Origin of the sequence: Bifidobacterium sp. 2450 (assembly GCF_041900695.1) — a bacterium.
Taxonomy (GTDB): Bacteria; Actinomycetota; Actinomycetes; order Actinomycetales; family Bifidobacteriaceae; genus Bifidobacterium; species Bifidobacterium longum.
This window is the reverse complement of sequence record NZ_JBHEEA010000005.1, coordinates 35,270-61,763: the sequence shown is the minus strand read 5'-3', so window position 1 is coordinate 61,763 and position 26,494 is coordinate 35,270. Positions and strand designations below refer to the sequence as shown.

Annotated in this window: 21 protein-coding genes, 3 tRNA genes and 1 riboswitch; of the genes, 16 read left to right on the top strand and 8 right to left on the bottom strand. The window is 60.2% G+C overall.

The window, feature by feature from the left end; translation table 11 throughout:
• Positions 1-175: 175 nt before the first annotated feature.
• A complete protein-coding gene (locus ACEUKI_RS03580; RefSeq protein ID WP_007055705.1) occupies positions 176-469 on the top strand; it encodes a DUF3039 domain-containing protein in 294 nt (97 codons plus the stop codon).
• A gap of 41 nt (positions 470-510) precedes the next feature.
• Here ACEUKI_RS03580 and ACEUKI_RS03575 read toward each other — a convergent pair whose 3' ends face one another.
• Positions 511-1,521 carry an aldo/keto reductase gene (locus ACEUKI_RS03575; RefSeq protein ID WP_115770126.1) on the bottom strand — a complete coding sequence of 337 codons (1,011 nt, stop codon included), beginning with the start codon at positions 1,519-1,521 and terminating at the stop codon, positions 511-513.
• Positions 1,522-1,694: 173 nt separating this feature from the next.
• On the opposite strand from ACEUKI_RS03575, the gene ACEUKI_RS03570 reads away from it, so the two are divergent.
• Positions 1,695-2,123, top strand: coding sequence for a MerR family transcriptional regulator (locus tag ACEUKI_RS03570; RefSeq protein ID WP_080785481.1), 429 nt, complete (start codon positions 1,695-1,697; stop codon positions 2,121-2,123).
• Positions 2,124-2,190: 67 nt separating this feature from the next.
• Here the strand turns inward: ACEUKI_RS03570 and ACEUKI_RS03565 are convergent, their stop codons facing one another.
• Positions 2,191-2,817, bottom strand: a complete 627-nt coding sequence (locus tag ACEUKI_RS03565) for a Pr6Pr family membrane protein (RefSeq protein WP_179133495.1) — start codon at positions 2,815-2,817, stop codon at positions 2,191-2,193.
• Positions 2,818-3,046: 229 nt separating this feature from the next.
• On the opposite strand from ACEUKI_RS03565, the gene ACEUKI_RS03560 reads away from it, so the two are divergent.
• From ACEUKI_RS03560 to ACEUKI_RS03550, 3 genes are all read left to right on the top strand, one after another.
• Positions 3,047-4,369, top strand: coding sequence for a nicotinate phosphoribosyltransferase (locus tag ACEUKI_RS03560; RefSeq protein WP_186289856.1), 1,323 nt, complete (start codon positions 3,047-3,049; stop codon positions 4,367-4,369).
• Positions 4,370-4,634: 265 nt separating this feature from the next.
• Positions 4,635-5,399 (top strand): ribonuclease PH, encoded by a 765-nt coding sequence (rph, locus tag ACEUKI_RS03555; protein ID WP_374156508.1) that lies wholly within the window; start codon positions 4,635-4,637, stop codon positions 5,397-5,399.
• A 43-nt stretch (positions 5,400-5,442) separates the two neighbouring features.
• Positions 5,443-6,201 carry a non-canonical purine NTP pyrophosphatase gene (locus tag ACEUKI_RS03550; RefSeq protein ID WP_374156507.1) on the top strand — a complete coding sequence of 253 codons (759 nt, stop codon included), beginning with the start codon at positions 5,443-5,445 and terminating at the stop codon, positions 6,199-6,201.
• Between the two features lie 166 nt (positions 6,202-6,367).
• Here ACEUKI_RS03550 and ACEUKI_RS03545 read toward each other — a convergent pair.
• Positions 6,368-6,440: transfer RNA gene (locus ACEUKI_RS03545), tRNA-Thr, on the bottom strand.
• Positions 6,441-6,646: 206 nt separating this feature from the next.
• Here ACEUKI_RS03545 and ACEUKI_RS03540 point away from each other — a divergent pair.
• From ACEUKI_RS03540 to ACEUKI_RS03530, 3 genes are all read left to right on the top strand, one after another.
• A complete protein-coding gene (locus ACEUKI_RS03540) occupies positions 6,647-7,915 on the top strand; it encodes an aminoacyltransferase (RefSeq protein WP_080785392.1) in 1,269 nt (422 codons plus the stop codon).
• A 73-nt stretch (positions 7,916-7,988) separates the two neighbouring features.
• The gene (locus ACEUKI_RS03535; protein ID WP_374156506.1) at positions 7,989-9,299 is read left to right on the top strand and encodes an aminoacyltransferase; all 1,311 of its coding nucleotides are present in this window, start codon (positions 7,989-7,991) and stop codon (positions 9,297-9,299) included.
• Between the two features lie 49 nt (positions 9,300-9,348).
• The gene (locus tag ACEUKI_RS03530; protein ID WP_374156505.1) at positions 9,349-10,629 is read left to right on the top strand and encodes an aminoacyltransferase; all 1,281 of its coding nucleotides are present in this window, start codon (positions 9,349-9,351) and stop codon (positions 10,627-10,629) included.
• A gap of 82 nt (positions 10,630-10,711) precedes the next feature.
• On the opposite strand, the gene ACEUKI_RS03525 is transcribed toward ACEUKI_RS03530, so the two are convergent.
• From ACEUKI_RS03525 to ACEUKI_RS03515, 3 genes are all read right to left on the bottom strand, one after another.
• Complete coding sequence (locus tag ACEUKI_RS03525) at positions 10,712-11,713, bottom strand: AEC family transporter (RefSeq protein ID WP_374156504.1); 1,002 nt, start codon at positions 11,711-11,713, stop codon at positions 10,712-10,714.
• 192 nt (positions 11,714-11,905) lie between these two features.
• A tRNA-Leu gene (locus tag ACEUKI_RS03520) sits at positions 11,906-11,986 on the bottom strand.
• Positions 11,987-12,073: 87 nt separating this feature from the next.
• Positions 12,074-12,146, bottom strand: a tRNA-Thr gene (locus tag ACEUKI_RS03515).
• A gap of 290 nt (positions 12,147-12,436) precedes the next feature.
• On the opposite strand from ACEUKI_RS03515, the gene pgi reads away from it, so the two are divergent.
• On the top strand, positions 12,437-14,137 hold the full coding sequence (gene pgi / locus ACEUKI_RS03510) for a glucose-6-phosphate isomerase (RefSeq protein ID WP_374156503.1): 1,701 nt from the start codon (positions 12,437-12,439) through the stop codon (positions 14,135-14,137).
• Between the two features lie 399 nt (positions 14,138-14,536).
• Here pgi and ACEUKI_RS03505 read toward each other — a convergent pair whose 3' ends face one another.
• The gene (locus tag ACEUKI_RS03505) at positions 14,537-15,946 is read right to left on the bottom strand and encodes a nitrate/sulfonate/bicarbonate ABC transporter ATP-binding protein (RefSeq protein WP_080785385.1); all 1,410 of its coding nucleotides are present in this window, start codon (positions 15,944-15,946) and stop codon (positions 14,537-14,539) included.
• An 18-nt stretch (positions 15,947-15,964) separates the two neighbouring features.
• Entirely contained in the window at positions 15,965-17,755 is a 1,791-nt protein-coding gene (locus tag ACEUKI_RS03500; protein ID WP_080785384.1) for an ABC transporter permease subunit, read from the bottom strand.
• A 278-nt stretch (positions 17,756-18,033) separates the two neighbouring features.
• Positions 18,034-18,190, bottom strand: a riboswitch (M-box (ykoK) riboswitch).
• Positions 18,191-18,498: 308 nt separating this feature from the next.
• On the opposite strand from ACEUKI_RS03500, the gene rplS reads away from it, so the two are divergent.
• The 7 genes from rplS to araA all read left to right on the top strand — a co-directional run bounded on the left by rplS (position 18,499) and on the right by araA (position 26,415).
• Positions 18,499-18,864, top strand: coding sequence for a 50S ribosomal protein L19 (rplS, locus tag ACEUKI_RS03495; RefSeq protein ID WP_007051394.1), 366 nt, complete (start codon positions 18,499-18,501; stop codon positions 18,862-18,864).
• 166 nt (positions 18,865-19,030) lie between these two features.
• On the top strand, positions 19,031-19,888 hold the full coding sequence (gene lepB, locus ACEUKI_RS03490; RefSeq protein ID WP_080785383.1) for a signal peptidase I: 858 nt from the start codon (positions 19,031-19,033) through the stop codon (positions 19,886-19,888).
• 116 nt (positions 19,889-20,004) lie between these two features.
• Entirely contained in the window at positions 20,005-20,844 is an 840-nt protein-coding gene (locus tag ACEUKI_RS03485) for a ribonuclease HII (protein WP_374156502.1), read from the top strand.
• A gap of 126 nt (positions 20,845-20,970) precedes the next feature.
• Positions 20,971-22,086 carry a LacI family DNA-binding transcriptional regulator gene (locus ACEUKI_RS03480; protein WP_374156501.1) on the top strand — a complete coding sequence of 372 codons (1,116 nt, stop codon included), beginning with the start codon at positions 20,971-20,973 and terminating at the stop codon, positions 22,084-22,086.
• A gap of 154 nt (positions 22,087-22,240) precedes the next feature.
• Positions 22,241-23,887, top strand: a complete 1,647-nt coding sequence (locus ACEUKI_RS03475) for a xylulokinase (RefSeq protein WP_374156500.1) — start codon at positions 22,241-22,243, stop codon at positions 23,885-23,887.
• 85 nt (positions 23,888-23,972) lie between these two features.
• Positions 23,973-24,665: an L-ribulose-5-phosphate 4-epimerase gene (locus ACEUKI_RS03470; RefSeq protein WP_080785379.1), complete on the top strand. Its 693-nt coding sequence runs from the start codon at positions 23,973-23,975 to the stop codon at positions 24,663-24,665.
• Between the two features lie 232 nt (positions 24,666-24,897).
• Positions 24,898-26,415 carry an L-arabinose isomerase gene (araA, locus tag ACEUKI_RS03465; protein ID WP_207122107.1) on the top strand — a complete coding sequence of 506 codons (1,518 nt, stop codon included), beginning with the start codon at positions 24,898-24,900 and terminating at the stop codon, positions 26,413-26,415.
• Positions 26,416-26,494: the final 79 nt, after the last annotated feature.

Below are 26,494 nucleotides of genomic sequence, written 5' to 3'. Positions count from 1 at the left end.
CCGTATGTGGCGTCGGTGCGGCGTCGTGTGCGGCATTGTATGTGGCGGGGTGGCGTGATGCGCGACATGGGTGTGTGGAGGTGTGCGGATTACGCGCCAATGGGTTTCGCGGGTAACGACGGGAATCTATGATGGAGTGCAGTCGAATCGTTGAATACGAGGAAAGAAGTGCACCATGACTTTTGCCGAGATGTTCGTTGATGATGCCGAACCGCTGCGCAACCCAGACCAAGGTGCCGGCACGTCGGTGCTGGAGCGTCCGGAGACCAAGGAGTCGCCGGTTCGTGACGATGGTGGCGACGCCGATCGTTTTGCGCACTACGTATCTAAGGACCGTATCGCCGAATCACGCGCGACCGGTCGTCCGGTGGTCGCCCTGTGCGGCAAGGTCTGGGTGCCCAAGCACGACCCGTCCAAGTACCCGGTTTGCCCCGATTGCAAGCGCATCTACGAAGAAATGACGCGCTAAAGGTGGTATTTGGCTCCCCTCAGCGAGGGGAGCCAAAATGGTCACCGAGCCGAAATCTCGTCAATAAGCTTGAGCTCCTCGTCGCTGAAGTGGGTGTTCTTCAGCGCGCCGATGTTGTCGAGAATCTGCTGCGGCTTGGAGGCTCCGGTCAGCACGGAGGTCACCTTACCATCGTGCAGCAGCCATGCCAGGCTCATCTCGGCCAGCGTCTGGCCGCGTTCGGCGGCCAGATTGTTCAGGTCCACGACCTGCTTGTGCAGTTTCTCGGTCAGAGCGGAATCGTTGAGGAATCGCGGATCGTGAGCCATGCGGCTGTCGGCCGGAATGCCGTTCAGATAGCGGTTGGTCAGCAGGCCCTGAGCCAGCGGGCAGAAGGTGATAAGGCCTTTGCCAAGCTTGTAAGCCGTCTCCTTCAGACCGTTCTCCTCGACGGTGCGGTCGAGGATGTTGTATTTGTTCTGGTTGATGATGAACGGCACGTGCAGGTCGGCGAGAATCGCGGCGGCCTTCTCCATCGTCGGACCATCGTAGTTGGACAGACCCACGTACAGCGCCTTGCCGGAATTCACGGCCCGGGCCAGTGCGCCCATGGTCTCCTCGAGTGGGGTTTCCGGATCCGGGTGGTGATGGTAGAAGATGTCCACATAATCCAAGCCCAAGCGTTCGAGCGACTGGTCGAGGCTGGCGAGCAGGTACTTGCGGCTGCCGAGGTCGCCATACGGGCCTGCCCACATTTCATAGCCGGCCTTGGTGGAGATGACGAGTTCGTCGCGGTGGTGCTTGAAGTACTTGGCGAGCAGCAGGCCGCAGTTCTTCTCGGCCTGGCCGGGCTCGGGGCCGTAGTTGTTGGCCAGATCGAAGTGGGTGATGCCGTTGTCGAAGGCGGTGAAGACCAAGGACTTCATCTGGTCGAACGGCGTGATGTCGCCGAAGTTGTGCCAGAAGCCGAGTGAGACGGCCGGCAACTTGAGGCCGGAGGTGCCGGCGCGGTTGTAGGTCATCGTGTCGTAACGGTGCGGGTTGAGGACATAGATGGCGGTTGGCTCGAACATTGAGTCTCCTTACAATGTCATTTTTGTTCTTACGAATGCTTACCTGCGATGGGCAAACCGACGCCGATTGAGTGGCATTCGTAAGTGTTCTTGGATACTATGGTTCCAGTTCAAGTGAACTTGAATGCAAACGGCTGCGACGCTTCGGCGTGTCGCCGCAGTAAGGAGTCATGGTGTCCTACACCATTCGTCAGGTGGCCACGCAGTTCCATATGCAGCCCTCTACGCTGCGCTATTACGAGGATCAGGGATTGCTGACCAACGTGGAGCGCACCGAAACCGGCCAGCGTATATACGAAGACTGCCATATCGACCGTCTGTGCGCGATCTGCTGCTTCAAGAACGCCGGCATGACCATTGACGATCTTAAGAAGTTCTTCGTGTATGAGTCCAATGAGCCCGAGCATATCGATGAAATCCTTGATCTGCTGGAATCTCGCCGCAAATCCTTGGACGAGCAGCGCCGAGCCCTCAACGAGGCGGCCATGCACGTGCAGCGCAAGCTCCATTACTATGGCGACATCAAGCGTGCCATCGACGCCGGTGAAGACTGGCCGGATTGGCGCGAGTACAAAAACCGCGCCTATTCCATTGAATGCTGAAACCATCGAGTGCTGAGCTGGATGCCGGCTGGGCACTAAGACCGATGTGCGTCGATCGTGGGTGCGTCTATCCGAGTAAGGTCTTGCTTGGCAGTGCGCGGTCGAGCAGCCAGACAACGAGCGATATCACGAAGAACGCTATGGCCAGCTTGCCGCAGCTAATGCCGAACCCTTGCCAGCCGAGTGCGTCGAGGTTGATGAAGTCGTACGGATACGGACTGCCGCCGGCCGCCGGTCCGGACCCCGGCCAAATCGTCGCACGGGCCAGCACGAAGACCAAGTATGCAGGGAAGTACGCCAGCCACGAGAACATGTAATGCCAGCGGAAACGCCGGTGCGGGTCGAATAGCACGAAATCGATAACCGCCATAATCGGGGCGATTTTGTGCAGCATCGTATTGGTCATGATGCCAATAACCTGTGGCACGTATGCCGGGTCGTCCGGAGGCATCAGGAAGAACGCCACCAGTGCGGTGACTATGGCGTACACAGTCAGGCATCCCTTAAGCCATGCAGGCGGCTGAATGCCTTTGAGCAGTGTGGCCGCGCCGGACCACAGCATCACGATGCCCAGCACAAAACCGGTCTGGAACGTGAAATACACCCAGAACTGCGGTTTGGACCATGCCTCATATGTGCCCACGAAGCAGAACCCGGCGATCGCAAAGCGCCACAACGCCACGATGAATCTCATGCATCGAGTCTACCGCTTCGCCAGTGGGCTGTATGGTGCGGCTGGCGTATTGGCTGGGCGTGATGATTGTGGTCGGTGTGACCGACCGCCATAGTGCCGATGAATATGACGATACTGAACCCGGCAATATCGAATCTGGCATACGAGAATAAGACGAGCCCTTCCCGCCCGGCTTTGCCCGGACTACACTTAGGTGCAACTTCACCACTTATGTAGGAAAGGCCTTGCAATGGTCGATTATTCGCCGGCTCTGATGACCGACATGTATGAATACACGATGCTCGACGCCGCTCTGAAAGACGGTACCGCCGACCGCAAGTGCGTGTTCGAGGTGTTCACGCGTCGCCTGCCCGAAGGCCGTCGCTATGGCGTGGTGGCCGGCACCGGCCGCATTCTGGATGCGCTGGAACATTTCCACTTGGACGAAGCGGACCTGAAGTTCCTGGCCGACCGTCACGTGGTAAGCCTCGCGACCATTAAGTGGCTGGAGAATTTCCACTTCTCCGGTACGATTCGCGGTTACCGCGAAGGTGAGATGTTCTTCCCGAACTCCCCGATTTTGCAGGTCGAAGGCACGTTCGGCGAATGCACGCTACTGGAGACGTTGATTCTATCCGTGCTGAACTACGATTCCGCAGTGGCCTCCGCCGCCTCACGTATGGCGTCGGCAGCCAAGGATCGTCCTTGCATGGATATGGGCGGACGCCGCACTAACGAGTGGGCCGCCGTGGCCGCCGCTCGAGCCGCCGTAGTGGGTGGATTCAAGGGTACCGCCAATCTGTTGGCCGCCCAGCTGTATGGTCTGAAGGCCATTGGCACCGCCGCGCATTGCTTCACGTTGGTGCATGATTCCGAGCGTGACGCCTTTGAATCGCAGATCGAGGCATTGGGCAAGAACACCACGCTGCTGGTGGACACCTACAACATCGAGGAAGCCGTGAAAACCGCCGTCGAAGTGGCCGGTCCCGAACTGGGTGGCGTGCGCATCGACTCCGGCGACCTAGCCGCCATGGCCCAGCGTGTGCGCAACCAGCTGGACGCCCTGGGTGCCACGAACACTACCATCACCGTGACCAACGATTTGGATGAATACGCGCTCGCCGCATTGCAGACCGCGCCGGTCGACTCCTATGGCGTGGGCACCATGCTGGTCACCGGTTCCGGCGCTCCCACTTGTGCGATGGTGTACAAGCTCACCGAACGTGAAGGCGCTGACGGCACGATGGTTCCGGTCATGAAGAAATCCAAGGACAAGGCCACAGTGCCCGGTCGCAAACTGGCATTCCGCTCCTATGAATACGCGTTAGCCGAAGCCGAACACGTGATTTCCGGCTCGGAGGAGAAGCTGGCCGGATTCACGCCTGAACCGACGTGGAAGAACTTGCTGGTCGACTTTGTGGATCATGGGCAGATCGACGCTCAGTGGCAGGGCCATGACGCCATCATGGCCGCCCACGACTACCACGCCAAGGCGTTGTCCGAACTGCCCATCACCGCACAAAGCCTGATGAAGGGTGAGCCAGTGATTCCCACGGAGACTCAGGTTCTCTGACGAGAACTTTCGTCTCCATAGGAATCCGTCGCAGCATAGCCGCTCCCCTCACCTACGGACAGCCCACTGGGATTGTGGGATATGATGATCGCGGTTTGATGAAATGACCGGGAAATCGACCGAGACAAGGTGGCTTCGATGAGTGAAACTCTCAATGGTGATAACGCGGCGGGCAACGATGACGTATCAGAGCGGCGCGATGTAGTTCGATGATGGTTGACGAGTTGCTATCCAGGCATAGAGCGGATGGCGTATGCTGGGGCGCATGGTTGAAATCAAAGACATGCTTGGCAATCACCAAATAATTCGTGCCGACGGCCGCAAGGTCGACGAACTGCGCCCCGTGCGCATCACCCGCCACTTCACCGACGTCCCCGAAGGTTCCGTGCTCATCGAATGCGGTAACACGCGCGTGATGTGCACCGCCACTTTTACTCCCGGTGTGCCGCGTTGGCGCAAGGACTCCGGCCTCGGCTGGGTCACCGCCGAATACTCGATGCTGCCGCGTGCCACCGCCGAACGCACCGACCGTGAATCCGTACGTGGCAAAATCGGTGGCCGTACTCACGAAATCAGCCGACTGATTGGCCGCTGCCTGCGTGGCGTCATCGATATGAAGGCGCTCGGCGAAAATCAGATTCAGCTTGACTGCGATGTGCTTCAGGCCGATGGCGGCACTCGCACGGCTTCCGTAACCGGTGCGTACGTGGCTTTGGTCGACGCAGTTAATTGGGCGGAGAAGCACCGCCATATCAAGTCCGCCAGCCGCGTGCTTAAGGACTATGTGTCCGCCGTATCGGTGGGCGTGATCAACGGCACTCCGATGCTTGACCTGCCATACATTGAAGACAGTCAGGCCATGACCGACATGAACGTGGCCATGACCGGTTCCGGCACCTTCATCGAGATTCAGGGCACCGCAGAACACCGTCCGTTCAACCGTGCCGAACTCGGCACCCTGCTTGACTTGGCCGAAAAGGGCAACAAGGAACTGCAAGCCGCCCAGCGTGCCGCTCTGTCCCTAGACTAAGCCAGCTCCCCTGACAAGGGGAGCCTTCTTAAAGGAGAACCTCATGCAAATCGTCGTCGCAACCCATAACGAAGGCAAGCTTGTGGAAATCCGCCGCATTCTCGAAGAGGATCTTGGCGCGGATGCCGAAAACATCGAACTGGTGTCCGCTGGCAGCCTTCACCTGCCGGACCCGGTGGAAACCGGCGTCACCTTCCAGGAGAACGCGCTACTCAAGGCCCGCGCTGTGGCCATCCGTACCGGTCTGCCCGCTGTCGCGGATGATTCAGGTCTTATCGTCGATGTGATGGGTAACGCTCCGGGCATTCTGTCTGCTCGCTGGGCGGGTGCTCACGGCCACGACAAGGCCAATAATGCGCTGCTGCTCGCCCAAATCGAAGATATTCCGGATGACAAGCGTACCGCGCGCTTCCGTTGCGCCGCCGCGCTGGTGGTCCCGGACACCGAGACCGGTGCCGACGTGACCGGTGGAGTGGCTGCCGACGGCATCACCGTTCACACCACGGCTGCCGATGGGAGCCCTGCCCCGGTGAATGCTCGATACGCCATCAAGTCGGAGACTGTGGAGCTCGGCGACATGCCGGGTCGCATCATCCGCGAGGCTCGTGGCGAACACGGTTTCGGTTACGATCCGCTGTTCGTCCCGGACGATCAGCCTGCCGGTCGCGTCAGCACTGAGCCTGACCATGAAGGCGAGCCGCTGACCAGCGCCGAAATGACTCCGGCCGAGAAGAATGCGATTTCCCACCGAGGCAAGGCGCTGAAAGCCTTGGTCCCCGCCATCGAGGCCCTGCTGCACTAAGTCGTCAGGCTGTCTAGCTGCACTGAGCCGCGACTAAGCCACAGTTGAGTCGCGGCTCAGCACTCAGCCCCCGAATCGGGCAAGTGTCTAGCAAGCGCCTATGACCTAGCAAGGGCGATACGAAAGAAGGCCGGCGCTTAGTGCGTCGGCCTTCTTGATGAACAAGAGCCACCCGATAGAATCGAACTACCGACCTTCCCGCGAACGAGGGGGATGCTCTACCACTGAGCTAAGGTGGCGTGGCTTCAAGAGCCAAGTAGAGAATATAGCACTGCGTTTGATTCACTGCAAGCCGGACATTCATCATCTTTTGGCCATTGTTCTTTGGACCATCGTGGCGGCAATAGTGCGAACGATGTGCACACCTCATCTGCTCGGACGCCATTCGTCGTGTGCGCGTTATGCTAGCATGGTGAGCCTGATTGACTCGGAGGCAAAGGGAAGCATGCGTGATTTTGTGCTGGTGAAGTTGACAGACGAAGAGTTCGATGATTTCTCCGCCAGGCATCCACAAGGCAATTTCCAACAAACCTCGGCGATGGGACGCCTTCGCGCCGCGCAGGGGATCGACGTCGAATATTTGGCCCTCAAGGAGGGCGAGAAGATCGTCGCGGCGGCACTGTTCGAAACTCACCGCTCTCGATTCTCTACATTTGCGGCCATCCATGATGGCCCGATGTGCGACTATCACGACACCGAAGCATTGACCTTCTTCATGGATGCGCTGAAACGCCATGCCAAGGCAAAGGGTGCTTCACAGCTGGAAATCACCCCTGAATCCCCATATCGGCTTCGCGACACCAATGGAGCTTCTTTGCCGGATGACCAGAATGGCGCTCCCGACAATAAGCTGATAGAACAGCTCGAGGCGATCGGCTTCACTCATGGCGGTTTCACCGTGGGCTACACGGCGGTTCCGCGTTGGCGCTACCTCAAGGATCTGACCGGCATCACCGATGAGAAAAGTCTGCTGAAGTCCTATGACAAGCGCACCCAGTGGAGCGTGAAGCGTGCCCAATCAATGGGTGTGCACGTGCGTGAGCTGTCGGACGACGAGCTGAGGGTATTCGCACGAATCGAGCAGCAAACCGCTGAACGCCGTAGCTTCGAATACCGTGGCGAAGCATATTTCCACCGTTTCAAGGAAGCGTTCGGCAGCAAAGCGCATTTTATGGTTGCCGAGATCCACATCGACGAATACGTAGCGGACATGACGGCCAAGCGTGAAGCACTTTCGGCCAAGGTGGCGGCATTGACCGCCAAAAACGCCGAACACCCCACCACCAAAACCGAGCGTCAGCTGGGGGAGGAGACCCGCAATCTGGCGGCAGCCGAAAAGCGCCTGAACGAGGCGGCCGAGTTCGCCAAAGACGGGGATGTACTGCCGGCTGCGGCATCACTATTCGTGGAGCATCCGCGCGAGGTCATCTACCTGTTCTCCGGTAGCGTCGAGCAGTACAAGCCCTTCTACGCCTCCGCGCTGATTCAGCATGACGCGATGCTGCATTTCTGCGCGGAACACGGGCTGTCTCGCTACAACTTCTACGGCATCGACGGCGTCTTTGATGATCCCGATGACGAGGGGCGTGGTGTACTGGAGTTCAAGCAGGGCTTCAACGGATACGTCGAGGAACTTCCGGGCGAGTTCGTGCTGCCGGTCAAACCGGTCGCCTATGCCATGAAGCAATTTGCGCACAAGCTGCTGTCGCGGTAAACGGACGCAGCATACAGGCCATTCCAGAGCCCAGAGCAACGATCAGAGTAACGACAAGTAAGAAGGTTCGATTATGACGCAATCCGATGCAGGCGTCGCCTCACTCACCCCTACCAAGATCACTCCTGCCGAGCTGGATGCGTTCTCCGCAGCTCAAGTGCAAGGTAGTTTCCAGCAGACCTCGCAGATGGCCGCCATGGGAGCGTTCAACGGTCCGGTGGACTATGTGGGTGTCAAACGCGGTGACAAGCTGATTGCCGCCTGCTACGTGGTGTACACGCGGTCCCGTTTCGGTTTGGAAGGCTCGGTCTGGTGCGGACCGCTGTGCGATTATGACAATCCACAGGTGGTTGAGGCGATGACCGAAGCCCTGCGTCGTTCGGCCAAGGCCCATCACGCCATCAGCGTATCCTGCTGGCCGGCCGCAGTCTACCGTCTGCACGATCTGGACGGCAAGCCGACCAGCGACCCGGACACCACGATGATGGACAACATGGCCCGCTTCGGTTGGAAACATGGCGGCTTCACCGTGGGCTACGAATCCGTGGTGAACCGCTGGAACTTCGTCAAGGGGCTTGACGGCATTCATAACGAGAAGGAACTGATGGCCTCGTTCTCCAAGTACCGCCGTAAGAACATCCGCATCGCCCAGGATTCCGGTCTGCGCGTGCGCCGACTGGAACGCGGCGAACTGAGCACTTTCGTCAAGCTGTGCGATATGAGCGCCGCACGTCAAGGCTTCAAGAGCCGCAATCTGGCCTACTATGAGCGTCTGTTCGATACCTTCGGCGACCTGATCGAGTTCAAGGTGGTCGAAACCCATTTCGACGAATATCTGGACACCCTGCAATCCAAGCTGAATGCGGCCTCCAAAGACAAGCGCAACCTCGAACGCCTGCTCCAGCGCGCGCAACAGCAGCCGGAAGGCACGGCCAAGAAGGGTGCCTCCGACCCGGCAACGCTGGAAAAGCGCATCGCCACCGCAGACAAGAAGATTGCGGCGCTGGAAAAGACCATCGGCGAAGTCAACGGCATCATCGCCTCGGACGGCCCGGTCATTCCGGTGGAAGCCGGTGTCTACTTCTGGCATCCGAACGAGGTCGTCTGCCTGTCCAGCGGCGAGGACGATCGTTTCATGGATTACTACCCGTCTTCCCTAATCCACTTCGAGGCGATGCTTGACTGCATCGCCCGTGGCGTGGAGCGCTTCAACTTCTACGGCATTTCCGGCATTTTCGACGCCAACGATCCTTCCTACGGCGTCTGGCAGTTCAAGACTCGCTTCGGCGGATTCGTGGAAGAGCTTCCGGGCAAGTTCACGCTGCCGGTGGACGGACTGCGCTTCGGTGTATCCGAAGCCGCACACAAGCTGCTGCATCGCTGACAAACAGTGGCGAGCACGGACACAGAAACAAGGCACAGGTGACGACGAGATGAGCGCGACTGCGAATCGAACAGATACGACGTATACGTTTGGCGTGATTACGCCCGAAGAGCTCGACCGGCTTTCCGAAGCCACAAGCCAGGGCAGCTTTCAGCAATGGTCCGGGCAGGTCCGTCTTGCCAAGATTCGTGGGCATGAAGCCGAATGCGTTGGCGTGTGCGACGCATCCGGCAATCTGGTAGCCGGCTGCGTGATTCTGTACCTCAATGGTCGTTTCGGTGCAGATGGCTCCGTATATTTCGGCCCCATCGGCATTAGCGATGATCCGGCTCTGCTGCGGGCCATAACCGAGGCGATTCGTGAATCGGCCCGTCGCCACCATGCTGTTTCCGTGGCATGCTGGCCTAACGTCGCCTACCGTCTGTATTCCTCGGACGGGCAGCCCGACGGCGAGCCGAACGATGCACTGCTGGCCGGATTCGCCGATGCCGGCTGGGCGCATGGCGGATTCCATACCGGTTATGACGTGGTCTGCCAGTGGATGTACGTCAAGGATCTCACCGGCATCACCAACGGCAAGGAACTGCTGGCATCATTCGGCAAACGCGCTCAATGGAGCGTCAAGCGGGCGCAGTCGATGGGCGTGCACGTTCGCGAAATCGGCCCCGACGAGTTCGACGTGTTCGCCGATATCGAACGGCGGACCGGTGAACGCCGCGGGTTCGCGACGCGCGGCGCGGACTATTTCCGCCAGTTCAAGCAGGCGTATGGCGCGGATGCGCATTTCATGCTCGCGGAAATCCACATCGCCGAATATGTGGCGGATATGACCGCCAAGCGCGAGGCGTTGCAGGCTAAGGTCGCACAGCTGCAGGCGAAATACGATGAACGTCCGACCACGCGCATCGAACGTCAGCTGGGGGAGGAATCGCGCAATCTCGCGGCCGCCGACAAGCGTCTGGCTGAGGTGGAGGGATATGCCAAGAAGGGCGATGTGCTGCCGGCAGCGGCTTCAATGTTCGTCAGTCACCCCAATGAGGTGGTCTATCAGTATTCCGGTTCGTTGGAGGAGTACAAGCCGTTCTACGCCTCGGCGCTGATTCAGTACGAAGCGATGCTGCATCTGTGTGTGGAGAAGGGCGTGCCCCGCTACAACTTCTACGGCATTTCCGGCGTGTTCGACGATCCGAACGACGAGGGCCGCGGCGTGTTGGAATTCAAGCAGGGCTTCAACGGCTACGTCGAGCAGATGGTAGGCAAATTCACGTTGCCGGTGGACAAGTTCCGCTTCGGCGTGAGCAATCTGGCGCACAAGCTGCTGCACCGGTAGCAACTGGCGGTCGGGGGACGAACCTATGTGGGCTGCGTCTCGCCTGACCGTGCGCCCGCCGTGTGCCTACTCGCGCATTTGCTCACACGCCCATCAGCGTGTGAGCCACAGCCATCATCACCAGTGAAATCATCGCGGTGATTGCCAGCGAGAAGCCGGCCAGTTTGGCGTTGCCGAGTACTTTGTCGGTGAACAGCGTGGAGAAAATGGCGATTGGAGCCAACGCGCAGATCACCATCACGGCGCGAATCGAAGCCGAGAACGGCAGCAGGAACCACGAGATCAACGCGAAGGCGACACTGAACGGTATACGCCAAGCGATGACGGCCATGACTTCCTTCACATCATGCTTGGACTGGGGCAAATCCATGAGCATGCCCACCATCAGCATCGACACCAGCGCGTTGGCACCGCTCAACGGCTGGGTTATAGAGGCGATCCAATCGGGAATCTTCACGTTGGCGACGGTCAACGCGATCATGAGCAGATACGTGTCGAACGGCACCGAGCCGAAGAAGCTCTTGCCGATGGTGCGCAGCAATGCGCGGCGGGCAAGCCGTTTGGCGTCGCGATCTTTGGGCTTTTCGTACGGCAAGGTGGGAACCGAACCGGCGTGTTGTTCGGCAAGTGTTTTGCCGGGCTGAATATGCAGCAGTTGCTGGGTGAGCACATTGGTGCCGGCAGCCACCATCACGCAGTTGCCGATATCGAACATCGCAGCCGGCACCACCGCGCCCGCACCCCAGAATGACTGGACGACCGGGAAAGAAAAACAGCCGAGATTGAAGCCGGCGCCATTGAGCATCAGGAAGGCGCGGTCGGTCACATTGCGCTTGCGGGTGGCCAGAAAGATGAACACGATCGGGATAAAAGCAAACAGGAATACGAATACCGAAATAAGCAGCAGCGAGATGTCATGCGGATTGGTGGCGAACGAGTATACGATGGCACCGGGTAGCACGATGTTGAATTCCGCGGTTTGCAACACGCGATAATCCTTCTGCCCGAACAGGCCGAACCGCTTGAACAGATAGCCGGCGAGAATGATCAGCAACAGACCGACCGGCGTAAGAATGGCGGACATACACTTCTCTCCTTGACTCACACAGGCTCACGGCGCACAGGCTCAGACCCACAATGCTGTGGCCCATTATATTTGCCGCCTTGGCATTGCCATATGTAGAGGCGTCCGCAAGGGCTTACAGCTGCCGTGCGCATATACGAAGAGCCTCCCGGAATCGTTGGCGATCCAATGTTTCCAGGAGGCTCAAGCCGGTGCGCGAGATGGGACTTGAACCCACACGTCAAAGACACAGGAACCTAAATCCTGCGCGTCTACCAATTCCGCCACTCGCGCGTGCATATCCGCGTTTCCACAGGTGTGGAAGATATACAAAACCCTAGGCCGGATAGCCATTACAGACCAGCCAGCCTAGGGCATCCGAGCCACTTGTCAGAATCGAACTGACGACCTGCTCATTACGAGTGAGCCGCTCTACCGACTGAGCTAAAGTGGCTTGGTTCGCGGAAGGCATTTCGCCAGCCGCGCACAAGAAGTCAAGTATAAGACATCCCCGTGAAAAGTCCAATCGGTGGGTTGGCGGTTGTGTCGCGACCGCTCGGTTGAAGATGACGGTTGCACCGCGCCACGAACTGTTCGATAATGCAAACGATGGCAGTCCGACATCGCTGACTGATTTTTTGTTCTGTTCATGTCCGAATTTGTGAGTATTCTGTTTGGTGATACGGAGCGCATCCGAGCCGTGAGCGAAGGCGCTCCAGTCACTGATGAAAGGAATGGAATCCTATGGCCATCAATCCGCCCGTTGACGCCACCCAGACCCCTGAGTGGGCTGCCCTGCAGAAGCACTATGACGAGCTTCAGGCCGAAGGCTTGAGCCTCAAGAAGTGGTTCGCCGAGGACGCCGAGCGCGTCGAGAAGCTGTCCTTCGACGCCGGCGACCTGCACTTCGATCTGTCCAAGAACCTGATCAAGCCGGAAACCCTCCAGCTGTTCGCCAACCTTGCCAAGGCCGTCAAGCTCGATGAGCGCACCAAGGCTATGTACACCGGCGTGCACATCAACAACACCGAAGACCGCGCCGTGCTGCACACCGCGCTGCGCCGCCCGGTCGAAGACGAGGGCAAGTACATCGTTGACGGTCAGGACACCGTCAAGGACGTGCGCGAAACCCTCGACAAGATCTACGCTTTCGCTGACGACGTGCGTTCCGGCAAGTGGACCGGTGTGACCGGCCGCAAGATCGAGACCGTGGTCAACATCGGCATCGGTGGCTCCGACCTGGGCCCCGTCATGGTGTACGAAGCCCTGAAGCCGTACGCTGACGCCGGCATCTCCGCCCGCTACATCTCCAACATCGACCCGAACGACCTGGCCGAGAAGACCAAGGGCCTCGACCCGGAGACCACCCTGTTCATCATCGTCTCCAAGACCTTCACCACTCTGGAGACCCTGACCAACGCTCGCGAAGCCCGCACCTGGCTGCTCGAAGAGCTCACCGCCAACGGCGCCATCGCCGAGGGCGACGAGGCTCAGAAGGCCGAGGCCATCAAGAAGCACTTCGTCGCCGTCTCCACCAACCTGGAGAAGGTCGAGGAGTTCGGCATCGACCCGAACAACGCGTTCGGCTTCTGGAACTGGGTCGGCGGCCGTTACTCCGTTGACTCCGCCGTCGGCACCTCCCTGGCCGTAGTCTTCGGCCCGGCTCGTTTCGAGGAGTTCCTGCACGGTTTCCACGAGATCGATGAGTACTTCGCCAACACCCCGTTCGAGAAGAACGTCGTGGTGCTGCTCGGTATGCTGAACGTCTGGTACCGCAACTTCTTCAAGGTTGCTTCCCACGCCGTGCTGCCGTACGACCAGTACCTGCACCGCTTCCCGGCCTACCTGCAGCAGCTGACCATGGAGTCCAACGGCAAGTCCGTGCGTTGGGACGGCACCCCCGTCACCACCGAGACCGGCGAGATCTTCTGGGGCGAGCCCGGCACCAACGGCCAGCACGCCTTCTACCAGCTGATTCACCAGGGCACCCAGCTCATTCCGGCCGACTTCATCGCGTTCGTCAACACCCCGAACCCGACCAAGGACGGCGACCAGGACGTGCACGAGCTGTTCCTGGGCAACTACTTCGCTCAGACCAAGGCTCTGGCATTCGGCAAGACCGCTGACGAAGTTCGCGCCGAGGGTACTCCGGAAGAGATCGTTCCGGCCCGCGTGTTCTCCGGCAACCGTCCGACCACCTCCATCTTCGGTGTGGCTCTGACCCCGTTCGCAGTCGGCGAGCTCATCGCCCTGTACGAGCACATCACCTTCGTGGAAGGCACCGTCTGGGGCCTCGACTCCTACGACCAGTGGGGCGTCGAGCTCGGCAAGCAGCTTGCCAAGCAGATCACTCCGGCCATCTCCCAGGACGACGACGCCCTCGCCGCCCAGGACGCCTCCACCCAGAGCCTGATCAAGTTCTACCGCAAGAACCGTGAGTTCTGATTTCGCTGCGCTTCATCAGAACTCACGGTTCTTGCGACCGCAGCTGTGCTGTTTGGTGGGCAGTCTAGCGACTGCCCACGTCGCGAATTCTGATTCGCTTTGCTCGGTCAGAATTCGTGATTCGCGCGACCGCAGCTGTGCTGTCTGGTGAATGGTCTGGCGACCATTCACGGCGCGAGTTCTGATTCGTTCCTCTGGCTCCCCTCGGGTGAGAGGAGCTGTCAGTGTAGCTGACTGAGGGAGTCTCTCTCACGACTAGTGCCCGACATCTTCGGATGCCGGGCACTTTGCATATACGGATTGCTGTCAGTCAGATGAGTCGAACATGGTCATATTCCGCTTCGGCATCTGTTTGCAGACATAAAGGCACTATCTAGCCAACTCACGTGGCTGATTCGCTTATTCGCCCTTATTCGCCTCATCCAGGCTCAGCAGATCGTCATCGGCATCGTAATCGAACAACTCGCCGTAACGGCCCCACTCCACGGCGATGGCGAACTGCTGATGCGCCTCGTCGTTGGAGTAACGGGCGCGCAGCAGGTCCAGCATGAGCTCGCCGCGGAGCTTGCCTTCCGCAGATTTCCGCAGTGCATGCTCAATGTTGCGCACCAGCGGCGCGTGTTCCATCGCCAGTGAGGCGAACACCTGCTTGGCGCGCAGAATGTCCGCCTTATGCCAGGCGTCGCCCGCCTCGGTGATCTGCACATGGCCGTCGCGTACCACGATGACGCGCAGCATCGTACCGGCATCCACCAGCGGGAACAGGTCGTCCACCTCGAACGAAAGAGCCGAGGCCAAATCTGCCAAGTCGATGCCGTGAGGATGCTCGGCAACCACATCCAGCAGACCGGCAAGCCCGCCCGGCGTGGCGTTGGGCAGCGGATGCTCCTTGATTCTCTCGATGGTCTTGGCGGGCTGAAGGTCTGATGCGTCCGTGACAGGTGCGTTCGTGAGCGATGCCGATGGCGATAGAGCCTCGGCTTGTTGCGTAGGCTGCGAGGCCTGTCCGGTCAAAATCGCGTACAGTCGGTCCACCATCGCCTCGAATTCGACACTGTGACGGTCGCGCGGGCGCTGCAGATCAACCCGCACATCGGCAATCAGATGCCCCGGGTGCGAGCCCAACACCACCACTCGGTCGGCCATCTCCACGGCTTCCTCGATGTTATGCGTGACCATAAGCACCGACTTGATGCTGCGCTGTTCGCTCGACCACAGCTTGAGCACTTCCTGACGCAGGTTTTCGGCGGTCAGCACGTCTAGGGCGGAGAACGGCTCATCCATGAACAGCGCGTCCGGCCGCAGCACCAAGGCGCGTGCAATGCCCACGCGCTGCCTCATGCCGCCAGACAGTTCCTTCGGATACGCCGATTCGAAGCCGTCCAGGCCGATCATGTCGATGGCATCCAGAGCCAGTTTGGTGCGTTCCGCACGTGGTACGCCGCGCGCCTTCAGACCGAGTTCCACATTGTCTTGCACGGTGAGCCACGGCATCAGCGCGAAGGTCTGGAACACGAGTGCGATGCCGGGATTCGGACCGGTCAGGGCCTCGCCGCGATACTTGACCGTGCCGCTGGTCGGCTTGACCAGTCCGGCCAGCGCACGCAGGAATGTGGACTTGCCGGCACCCGAACGGCCCAGAATGGCCACGATCTCGCCCTCGTACAGGTTGAACGAGATGTTGTCCAACACGGTGAGTTCGGTGCCGTTGTCGGCCGTGAAGCGTTGGCCGACGTGCTGGGCTTCGATGATGGTGTTCTGCGGGGTCACCGCCCGCAGCGAACGAATGGTTTCCATTGCAACAGTCATATTATTCTCCTTAAGTCTTTAGTTCAGTGTGAAACGGCGCTCGGCCATGCGCTGCAGCGGGTTCCAGAACAGGCGGTTGACGGCCACCACGAACACGCTCATCACGGCCACGCCGATGATGGTCCTCACGGTGTTGCCGTTTTCGGTGGCCTCGGCGATATACGCGCCCAAGCCGGAGGCGGTCAGCGTATGTCGCCCATAACTTACGATTTCCGAGACAATTGAGGCATTCCACGCCCCACCGGCCGCCGTAATGCCGCCCGTGACCCACGAGCCGAATACCGCCGGCAAAATCAAATCGCGCCACCGCTGCCAGCGCCCCAGCTGGAAGCTGCGCGTCATCTCACGCAGATCGTCGGGAATCTGGCTGGCCCCGGCGATCACATTGAACAGGATGTACCACTGTGTGCCCAACGCCATCAGCAGAATACTGCCCCAGTTGATATCCACGCTGCATGCCACGAACCAGAGCGTGACGAACGGGAACGTGAAGTTCGAGGGGAAGCTGGCCAGCACCTGCACAATCGGCTGCATAAACCGCGAAACGCGCGGATTCATGCCGATCATCGCGCCAATCGGCACCCAAATCACCGAGCAGGCGAGCGTGAGCAGCGCCACGCGCAGGAACGTCACCATGCCCAACACGAACGCCTGCCCGAGCTCGCCGAATCCCGCATCGCGATGAATCACCAGCATAAGCTGCACCAGTCCGAACGCACACGCTGCCAACACCAGTACTGTGAATACCACGTCAAGCGCGCGGCTGCGTGCGGACTTCACGTCCGCCGCCCAACGTCCACCGGTCCGACCCAACGGGCGGGTCAGCGTGTCGAACAGGTCGCCGAGAGGCCTGAACAGCCAAGCCACCATCTCATCGATATGTGACTGACGAATGATGGTCAGCACCACACTGGTCTTGCGCGCCGCCGACTCGCTTTGCGTAATGCGGAACTTCTCCGCCCACGCGGTCAGCGGCTTCCACAGCAGTACGTCGATAAGCAGCACCACCAGCACCATCGTCACGATGGCCCAGCAGATGGCCGCGAGATTCTCCTCGGCCGCCGCCTGTGCCACGAAGCTGCCGATGCCGGGCAACGCATAGGTGCGATTGTTCACCGAGATCATCTCGGAGGCGGTCAGGAAGAACCATCCGCCGCCCACGCTCATCATGCAGTTCCACAGCAGCGGAATCATCGCGTTCGGCACGTCCAGTGTCCAGAATCGTTGCCAGCGTGTGAGCTGTAGTGAGCGGGCCGCCTCGTCGAGTTCAGTTGGTTCGCTGGTCAGGGACCGGGTGAACGAGAACGCCATGTTCCAGGCCTGACTGGTGAAGATTGCGAAAATCGACGCGGCCTCCACGCCCAGCATCGAGCCGGGGAACAGCACCATCCAGATGGTGATGGTGGCCGAAAGAAAGCCCAGAATCGGTACCGACTGCAGAATATCCAACAGAGGAATCAGCACGCGGCTCAGGCGGCGGCAGCGCGCGGCCGCCGTGCCGTAGATGAACGTGAACACCAATGAGAAGAACAGTGCCACGAACATGCGGAACACCGAGCGCAGCGCGTAATACGGCAGGTCGGCGAGATTCGTACTGACTTGTGATGGCACGCCTTTCGGGCCGATCGGTTCGCCGATCGCCGGCAGAATCCAAGCGATCAGACCGAACAGCGCCAGAATACCGGCCACGACCAGTACGTCGGAGGCCAGACGCACGGCGAATGGCTGGCGGTCGGACGCGGCGGTGGAAGGGTTGCGCGTCGACGCATTTGGACGCGCGTCGACGCGATTGAATGAAAACATGGTCATGAAAAGACCTCCCTATGCATAGGAAAGACGAATTATGCAAGGGTTATCCGGGGAGCCAAGGAACACTACAGGCGAGAGCCCGACTTCCGGATAACGGAATATAAGAAAGCATGGTCATCACCACCGCAACTATGACTGTTGCCGGCGGCGGAACTACTGGAATAATCACCGTCCATCGGACTCTCACCTCCTTCAAGCCGTGCGCTGAAACGCTAAATCAATACCATCGTCGGTATCCATGCGACCAGCAGGAGGGGCGGAAGGTATTCGAATCCGCCGATTCGAGCCATCGTTCAAGCTTCAGCATCGCAGGGCGGTGGAATTGCGTTAGTTCATGCCTTGATCCGACAAGAACTGCTGACCTGCGTGCAGTGTCTCCACTGTTAGCGGCAGCAACCCATATCCCTGCGGTAGCCTCGCATACCGACGCTCCCAAGATAAAGCCCGCCCGCAGGTCTGTCAACTACGTCGCAGTGCCTTGGTGTTGGAATGCCATCCGGCAGCCATTCTGTCCGCAATAATCCGTACAATTGACGATTGCTGTGTCGAGAAGTGGGCCGCCGCATAAGCCCGCGTTTCCGTGGGTCCAGTCCGAACGGCCGCAAGGCCTGACTTTCGGCGGATCGGCAGGCTTCCCAAGGGCAAACCCGAGGGATAACGAGAACAGGCCAACGCACGTGATACGCAATCGCGTGGATGGCCCCAGATCTGTGGCTGATATGCGGCAGCACTGAAGGAAAACAATGGTTAACGCTGTTGAGGCTTTTGACGCCAAGCACATGAAGCCGGCCGAGGAAATCCCGGCCTTCCGTCCCGGCGACACCGTCGACGTGAACGTGAAGATCCAGGAAGGCAACAACTCCCGTATCCAGACCTTCACCGGCGTGGTGATCGCTCGTAAGGGCGCTGGCGTGCGTGAGACCTTCGTGGTCCGCAAGATCAGCTTCGGCACTGGTGTGGAGCGTCGCTTCCCGGTGCACTCCCCGTCCATCGACTCCATCAAGCTCGTGCGTAAGGGCCGTGTGCGCCGCGCCAAGCTGTACTACCTGCGCGCTCTGCGCGGTAAGGCCGCTCGTATTGCCGAGCGCCGCGACAACTCCGCTAAGTGAGTCGATTCGCGGGTGCAATCGTGAGCCTGATGATGCAGGTGCGCGAATAAACCGTGAAATTCAGCCCGGAACCGTTTCGGTTTCGGGCTGTTTTCGTGTTTTCCACGTATGATGGACGGGCGCCGGCACCCCTCATATCCGGCAGCATGAATCGCGAGGAGATGGTATGCAGGACGATCAGGATAACGCCGAATTCCCGATTTCCGACAATCCGGAGAGCAATCAGACCTCGTATGATGACGAGGCCGATGCCCGCGATTCCCGTACGTTCCAAGTCGCCGACCACGGCATCGCCCTGTCCCCGGTTCCCCCGGCACCGGCGCGCCCGGCGCACGCCGCTTCTTCCGCTGGCGCGGGTGCGGCCGCTGGTGCGAATGCCGCGGCAGCATCATCGATGGATGATGACCACTTCACCCTACGCGACTTTTTCCTGTGGTGCGGCGTCCCCGTGCTTATCGTGCTGCTGATTCGCATTTTCGCCGTCGGCTTTTATGAGATTCCTTCGCGCTCGATGATGGACACCATGGTGCCCGGCGATCGCGTGGTCACCAGCAAGCTGACTCCCAAGATCTTCGATCTGCAGCGCGGCGACGTCGTGGTATTCAAAGATCCCAACAACTGGTTGAACGAGGAGCAGAGCAGCGCTCCCGGTGGTGGTTACCTTATCAAGCGACTGATCGGCCTGCCCGGTGACGTGGTCGAATGCAAGGGCGCGGGCCAGCCGGTGACCATCAACGGCGTGGCCATCAATGAGACCTCCTACATTCGCCCCGGCGTGGACCCGAGCGCCTTCCCGTTCTCGGTAACCGTGACCGAGGGCCACGTGTTCGTCATGGGCGACAATCGCGCCAATTCCGCCGACTCCCGCTATCATCAGGATGACGGCGATCGCGGCTTGGTTCCCATCTCCGATGTGGTCGGAGTCGGAATCGCGAAATACTGGCCGCTTGACCGGCTTGGTGCGATTGATGACCACCACGAAGTCTTCAAGGACGTGCCTGACGCTTCCGGCTCGAATTCCTGAGTCTTTTTTGAACCGTGTGAGTCTTTGAACTGGTTGAGTTCCGGACCGTCTGAATCCTGAGCCATTTGAACCTGGACCGTCTGAATCCTAACCATTGTGGACGATGGGAGCCGCGCATGATTACCCCGACACTTGACTTGGAACGCAGCCTTGCGGCCCAGGGCTATGACCTTATTACTGGATTCGATGAAGTCGGCCGCGGCGCGCTCGCCGGCCCGGTGATGGTCGGGTGCGCCGCCATTTGGGCCCGTGATCTGGCGCCGCTTGACGGCGATGATTCCGCCGAACTGTCCGGGCGGACCTACCTCGGCGTACCGGACGGCGTGGCCGACTCCAAAATGCTCACCGAACATAGGCGCGAGGCGATTTTCGACGAACTGCGCGACTGGTGCGCGGCCTACGCCGTAGGCCAGGCCAGCAACACCGAGATCGACGAATGGGGCATCACCTACGCGCTTGGCGTGGCCGCCCTGCGCGCGCTCAGCCAAGTCGAACGCGAACTTGGCTTACGGCTTGGAGGGGAATCGACGATAAAAAAGGCTTCGAGGGAGTCTGCGGGGGAGATTGTGGAAGGTCGTCCGGGAGGCTCCGTAGGGGAATCCATTGGAAATTGTGGGGGAAGCGTTCGCGCCCTGCCCAAAGTCGCCGGAATTCTCGACGGGCCGAGCGATTACATCACCAAGGCGCTCAACACGTTCGACGCGCCGGACGTGCCGATTCCAGCCGATATAACGACCAAAGTCAAAGGCGACCAGCATTGCGCCACCGTCGCCACCGCGGCGGTCATCGCCAAAGTGACCCGAGACCGGCTGATGGTCGACCTCGCGCAAAGCAACTCACGTTACGCCGCCTACGAATGGGCTCATAACAAGGGCTATGGTTCCGCCGCACACCGTACCGCCATCGCCGAGCACGGGCCGACTCCGCTTCATCGTGTCTCATGGCACCTGACCTGAGCCGCGTGCGACACGACGGTGTGAGCGCTAACGCAAAACTGTTGTGGACGCGCTAAAGTCAGTATTGATTAAGGTACAAGACTGGCCGTGCATGGATGCCGGCCGCCAACGGGGAGGTTAGGCAATATGGTGACCAGCCGCAAGCCAAGCAAACGTCCGTCCATGTTCGAAGTGGCCAAGCTCGCCGGAGTCAGCCACCAAACCGTCTCCCGTGTGATCAATGACTCGCCGGACGTTTCCGACGCCACCCGTGCGCGAGTCCAGGCCGCCATTGACCAACTCGGCTACCGCCCCTCCAACTCCGCGCGCGCACTGGCTTCCCGCCGTTCGCGCACCATAGGGCTGATCGCCGGAGGCCTCAAATTCTTCGGCCCGATTTCCTCCATCTCCTCCATCGAATCCATGGCCCGCGAACACGGTCTGTTCATGAGCGTGATGATGGTCCACGAGGCCTTGTGCACGCAGGCCGACTTCGACAACCTGTGCGACACCTTCAACGAGCAGAACGTCGACGCCTTCATCTTCCTGACCCCGACCGACGTGATGTTCGCCGCCGCCTGCCGTACGCGAGTCACTCAGCCGCGCGTCATCGTCACCGCCACCCACGGCCAAATGACCGTGCGTGAGGGATTGGGCCTTATCTCCACCGAAAACAAGCGTCGCACTGCACTGGTCGGTATCGACCAGTGGGGTGCAATGGCCAAAGTGGTGGCCTTGCTGGGCGAATACGGGCACAAATCGGCTCTGTATTTTGCCGGTCCCAACGAATGGCGCGACGCCCACACCCGACTGGATGCGTGGCGCAAGCTCGCCGCCTCCCGATCCATCGATTCGCAGATCGTGCGCTGCCATACGTGGGATGCCTCTGAGGCATATGCGCACATGAATCATCTCATTGATGAGTATGGGCGTCGAGGCGCGGCGTTGCCCACCGCGGTCGTCGCCGCGAACGACAATCAGGCCGTTGGCATCATGCGCGCGTTGCATGAGCATGGGCTTCGGATTCCGCAAGACATCAGCGTGGTCGGATTCGACGACATGTCTGGCGTGGATAACATGTACCCACCGCTGACCACCGTGCATCCCGATTTCGAGGGGCTCGGCGTGGCCGCCATGCGCGAGACGCTGCGCTTGCTGGGGGAGGGCGGCGAGCCGACCTTCCTGACCACCCAGCACGGCATGGGGCTGATTCCCGCCGAGGTGCGTGTTCGGCGGTCCTTGGGGCCGGCTCCTCGGCGGTAAATTGGCGCTGTTATCAAACCATTATGATGCGTGACACGGTATAAGTTGTGTCGAATGCAGGTTATCGGTACAATGTTTTTTGGAAATTGTGAGCGCTAACATCCTCTCCAAGGAAGGGGATAACAACGCCGGCGCTCCAAGGCAAAGGAAAGATATGGCAGCAACCGACAACGCGGCCGAGCAGGTCGCCCACAGCGCCGAGAAGATTCGCGCTGGCAAGACCACGCTGGGCATCGAATTCGGCTCCACCCGCATCAAGGCCGTCCTCATCGACGACAACTTCCAGACCATCGCCTCCGGCGACTACAGCTGGGCCTCCCACTTGGAGGATGGTCTGTGGAGCTACACCACCGAGGAGATTTGGGGCGGTTTGCAGTCCGCTTACGCCTCCATGGCCAACGACGTCGAAACCGCCTATGGCGAGAAGCTCACGCACATCGGCCACATCGGCTTCTCCGCCATGATGCACGGTTACCTCGCATTCGACGAGGCCGGCGAACTGCTGGTGCCGTTCCGCACCTGGCAGAACACCAACACCTCCGAGGCTCACAAGAAGCTCTCCGAGCTGTTCCAGTACAACATCCCCGAGCGTTGGTCCATCGCTCACCTGTACCAGGCCGTGCTCAACAAGGAAGAGCACGTCTCCAAGGTGGCTTACTTCACCACACTCGCCGGTTACGTGCACTGGAAGCTCACCGGTAAGAAGGTCCTCGGCGTGGGCGATGCCTCCGGCATGTTCCCGATTGACCCGACCACTCACACTTACGAAACCGCATTCATCGAGAAGTTCGACGCTCTGCCTGAGGTCGCAGCCCAGCCGTGGAAGCTGGAGAATCTGCTTCCTGAGCCGCTCGTGGCCGGCACTCCGGCTGGCGAGCTGACCGAGGAAGGCGCCAAGCTGCTCGATCCGTCCGGTACCCTGAAGCCCGGCATCGTGCTCGCCCCGCCTGAGGGCGACGCCGGTACTGGCATGGTAGCCACCAACTCCGTGCGCGTACGCACTGGTAACGTCTCCGCCGGCACCTCCATCTTCGCCATGGTGGTTCTGGAGCACAAGCTCAAGGCCCTCCACCCTGAGGTTGACTTGGTCACCACCCCGGCCGGCGATCTGGCCGGTATGAGCCACGCCAACAACTTCACCTCCGACCTCAACGCTTGGGTCGGCCTGTTCGGCCAGTTCGCCAAGGCCATCGGCCAGCCGGTTGACGCCGGTATGCTGTACGGCACCCTGTTCCGCGCGGCCATCGCCGACGACGTGGACGCCAACTGTGGCGGCCTGCTGAACTACCCGTTCCGTTCCGGCGAATTCCTGGCCGGTCTGCCTGAAGGTCGCCCGCTGTTCGCCCGCAGCCCCGAAGCCAACATGACCCTCGGCAACTTCATGCGCGCCCAGCTGTTCTCCGCGTTCTCCCCGGTCAAGATCGGCATGGACGTGATGACCAAGCAGGAGCGCGTGCAGGTCGACTCTCTCGTGGGCCACGGCGGCATCTTCACCACTCCGAAGGTGGCTCAGAAGATTCTCGCCGCTGCCTTCAACACCCCGATCAAGGTCATGTCCACCGCCGCCGAAGGTGGCGCCTGGGGTATGGCCGTGCTCGCCAACTACCTGTGGAACACCAACGAGGATCACAGCAACCTCGCTGACTTCCTTGACGGTTGCGTGTTCAAGGACGCCCAGTCCACCACTGAGAAGCCGGTGGCTTCCGATGTGGTTGGTTTCGAGGACTTCTTTGCCCGCTTCACCAAGGGCCTGCCCATCGAGCACGCCGCCATCGAAACCATCAACCTCGAAGATAAGTAAGCCTTTCTGACCTCCCTCTATTGAGGGAGGTCCTTGAGATTTTGAAAAAAACGTCCATCCGTCACAGTAGAAAGGGAAACCAATAATGGCAACTTTGGCTGATTACGGCCCCGAGGTTCGCGCCGAGGTCAAGCAGGTTCGTGAGGTCGTCTCCGACCTGCACCAGCAGCTGATCAAGTGGAACCTGGTCGTGTGGACCGCGGGCAACGTTTCCCAGCGTCTGCACACCGCCGACCTGTTCGTCATCAAGCCCTCCGGCCTGCGCTACGAGTACCTGACCCCGTCCTCCATGGTCGTGTGCGACCTCGACGGCAACGTGGTCGACGGTGCCGAAGCCCCGTCCTCGGACACCGCTTCCCACGCCTACATCTACCGCAACATGCCCGACGTCTACGGTGTCGTGCACACCCACTCCACCTACGCCACCGCTTGGGCTGCCACTGGTCAGAACATCCCGTGCGGCCTGACGATGATGGGCGACGAGTTCGGCGGCCCGGTGCCGGTCGGCCCGTTCCGTCTGATCGGCTCCGAGGCGATCGGCGAGGGTGTCGTCGAGACCCTCAAGAAGTACCCGAAGTCCCCGGCCGTCCTCATGCAGAACCACGGCCCCTTCACCATCGGCAAGGATGCTGAAGGCGCCGTCAAGGCCGCTGCCATGACCGAGGAAGTCGCTCACACCATGTGGGCCGCCCGTCAGCTCGGTGACATCATCGAGATCGACCAGGCCGACATCGATAAGCTCAACGACCGCTACCAGAACGTCTACGGTCAGCACTGATTTGATGGAGTGTCCGCCGCGTTACGGAAGGCTCGACGTACCTTCGTACGCCTTCGCCTTCCGCGCCTTGCGGACACACACATCAAATCAGCGCTGACTCCGCCAGCACGGTGGTGTCTTGGCTCCCCTCTCTGAGGGGAGCTGTCAGCGATAGCTGACTGAGGGGAGCCTCAGTCGACGAATGAAACTTAAATACAAACCTCATAAACAAAGAAGTAAAGGAAGTAACCCTATGGTTATGGAAAACCCCTTCGAGGGCAAGGAAATCTGGTTCGGCGTTGGTTCGCAGGACCTGTACGGCGAAGAAGCCCTGCGTCAGGTCGCCATTCACTCCGCTGAAATGGTCGACTACCTGAACAACACCGGCAAGATTCCGGCCAAGATCGTCCTCAAGCCCACCCTGAAGTCTTCCGACGGTGTCAAGGAGTTCATGGTCGAGGCTTCCGCCAACCCGAACGTCATCGGCGTCATCACCTGGTGCCACACCTTCTCCCCGGCCAAGATGTGGATTCGCGGCCTCGAAGTGCTGACCAAGCCGCTGCTGCAGCTGGCCACCCAGCACCACAAGGAAATCCCGTGGGAGACCATCGACATGGACTTCATGAACCTGAACCAGGCCGCCCACGGCGACCGTGAGTTCGGTTACATCGTCTCCCGCCTCGGCATCAAGCGCAAGGTTGTCGTCGGCCACTACACCGATCCTGAGGTCGCCGAGAAGGTCGGCACCTGGGCCCGCGCCTGCGCCGGCTGGGATGCCTCCAACAACATGAAGGTCATGCGCTGGGGCGACAACATGCGTAACGTCGCCGTCACCGAGGGCGATAAGACCGAGGCCGAGCGCGTGTTCGGCGCCTCCATCAACACTTGGGCCGTCAACGAGCTCGTCGCTGCGTACGACGCCGTCAAGGACGACCAGGTCAAGGAGATCATCGAGGACTACAAGGCCAAGTACGACGTCGACCCGGCTCTGCTGGACGCCAAGTACGACTCCCTGTTCATCGCCGCCAAGGAAGAGGCCGCGATGGTCAACATGATGCGCGCCAACGGCTGCACCGCCGGCGTCGACAACTTCGAGGACCTCGGCGCTCTGCCGCAGCTGCCGGGCGTTGGCCCGCAGCGCTTCCCGTCCGAGTACGGCTGGGGCTTCTCCGCTGAAGGCGACTGGAAGACCGCCGTCCTCGTGCGCATCGGCGCCGTCATGGGCTACGGCCTTGAGGGTGGCGCCTCCCTCATGGAGGACTACTCCTACAACTTCACCGAGGGCGACGAGCTCGACATGGGCTCCCACATGCTCGAGGTTTCCCCGTCCATCGGCACCATCGCCAAGCCGAAGCTGGAGATCCACCCGCTGGGCATCGGCGGCAAGGCCGACCCGGTCCGTCTGGTCTTCTCCGGCAAGCCCGCCAAGGACGCCGTCGTGGTCTCCATGTCCGACGTTCGCGAACGCTTCCGCCTGCTCATGGACGTCGTCGACGTCGTTGAGCCGCAGGGCTCCCTCAAGGAGCTTCCGTGCGCCCGCGCCGTCTGGGAGCCGAAGCCGAGCCTGAAGACCGCTGTTGAGTGCTGGATCACCGCCGGTGGTTCTCACCACACCTGCATGACCACCTCCGTTGGTCGTGAGGCTTGGGAAGACTTCGCACGCATCGCCGGTGTTGAGCTCGCCGTCATCGACGAGAACACCACCGCTCGCCAGTTCGAGAAGGAACTGGAGCTGTCCGAGATGTACCACCGTCTCAACAACCAGCACTGATTGGCGGAGCGTATACCGCCTTTCCTTAGGTTCGACGTACCTTCGTACGCCTTCGCCTTCGGACGGCGGTCTCCGCACG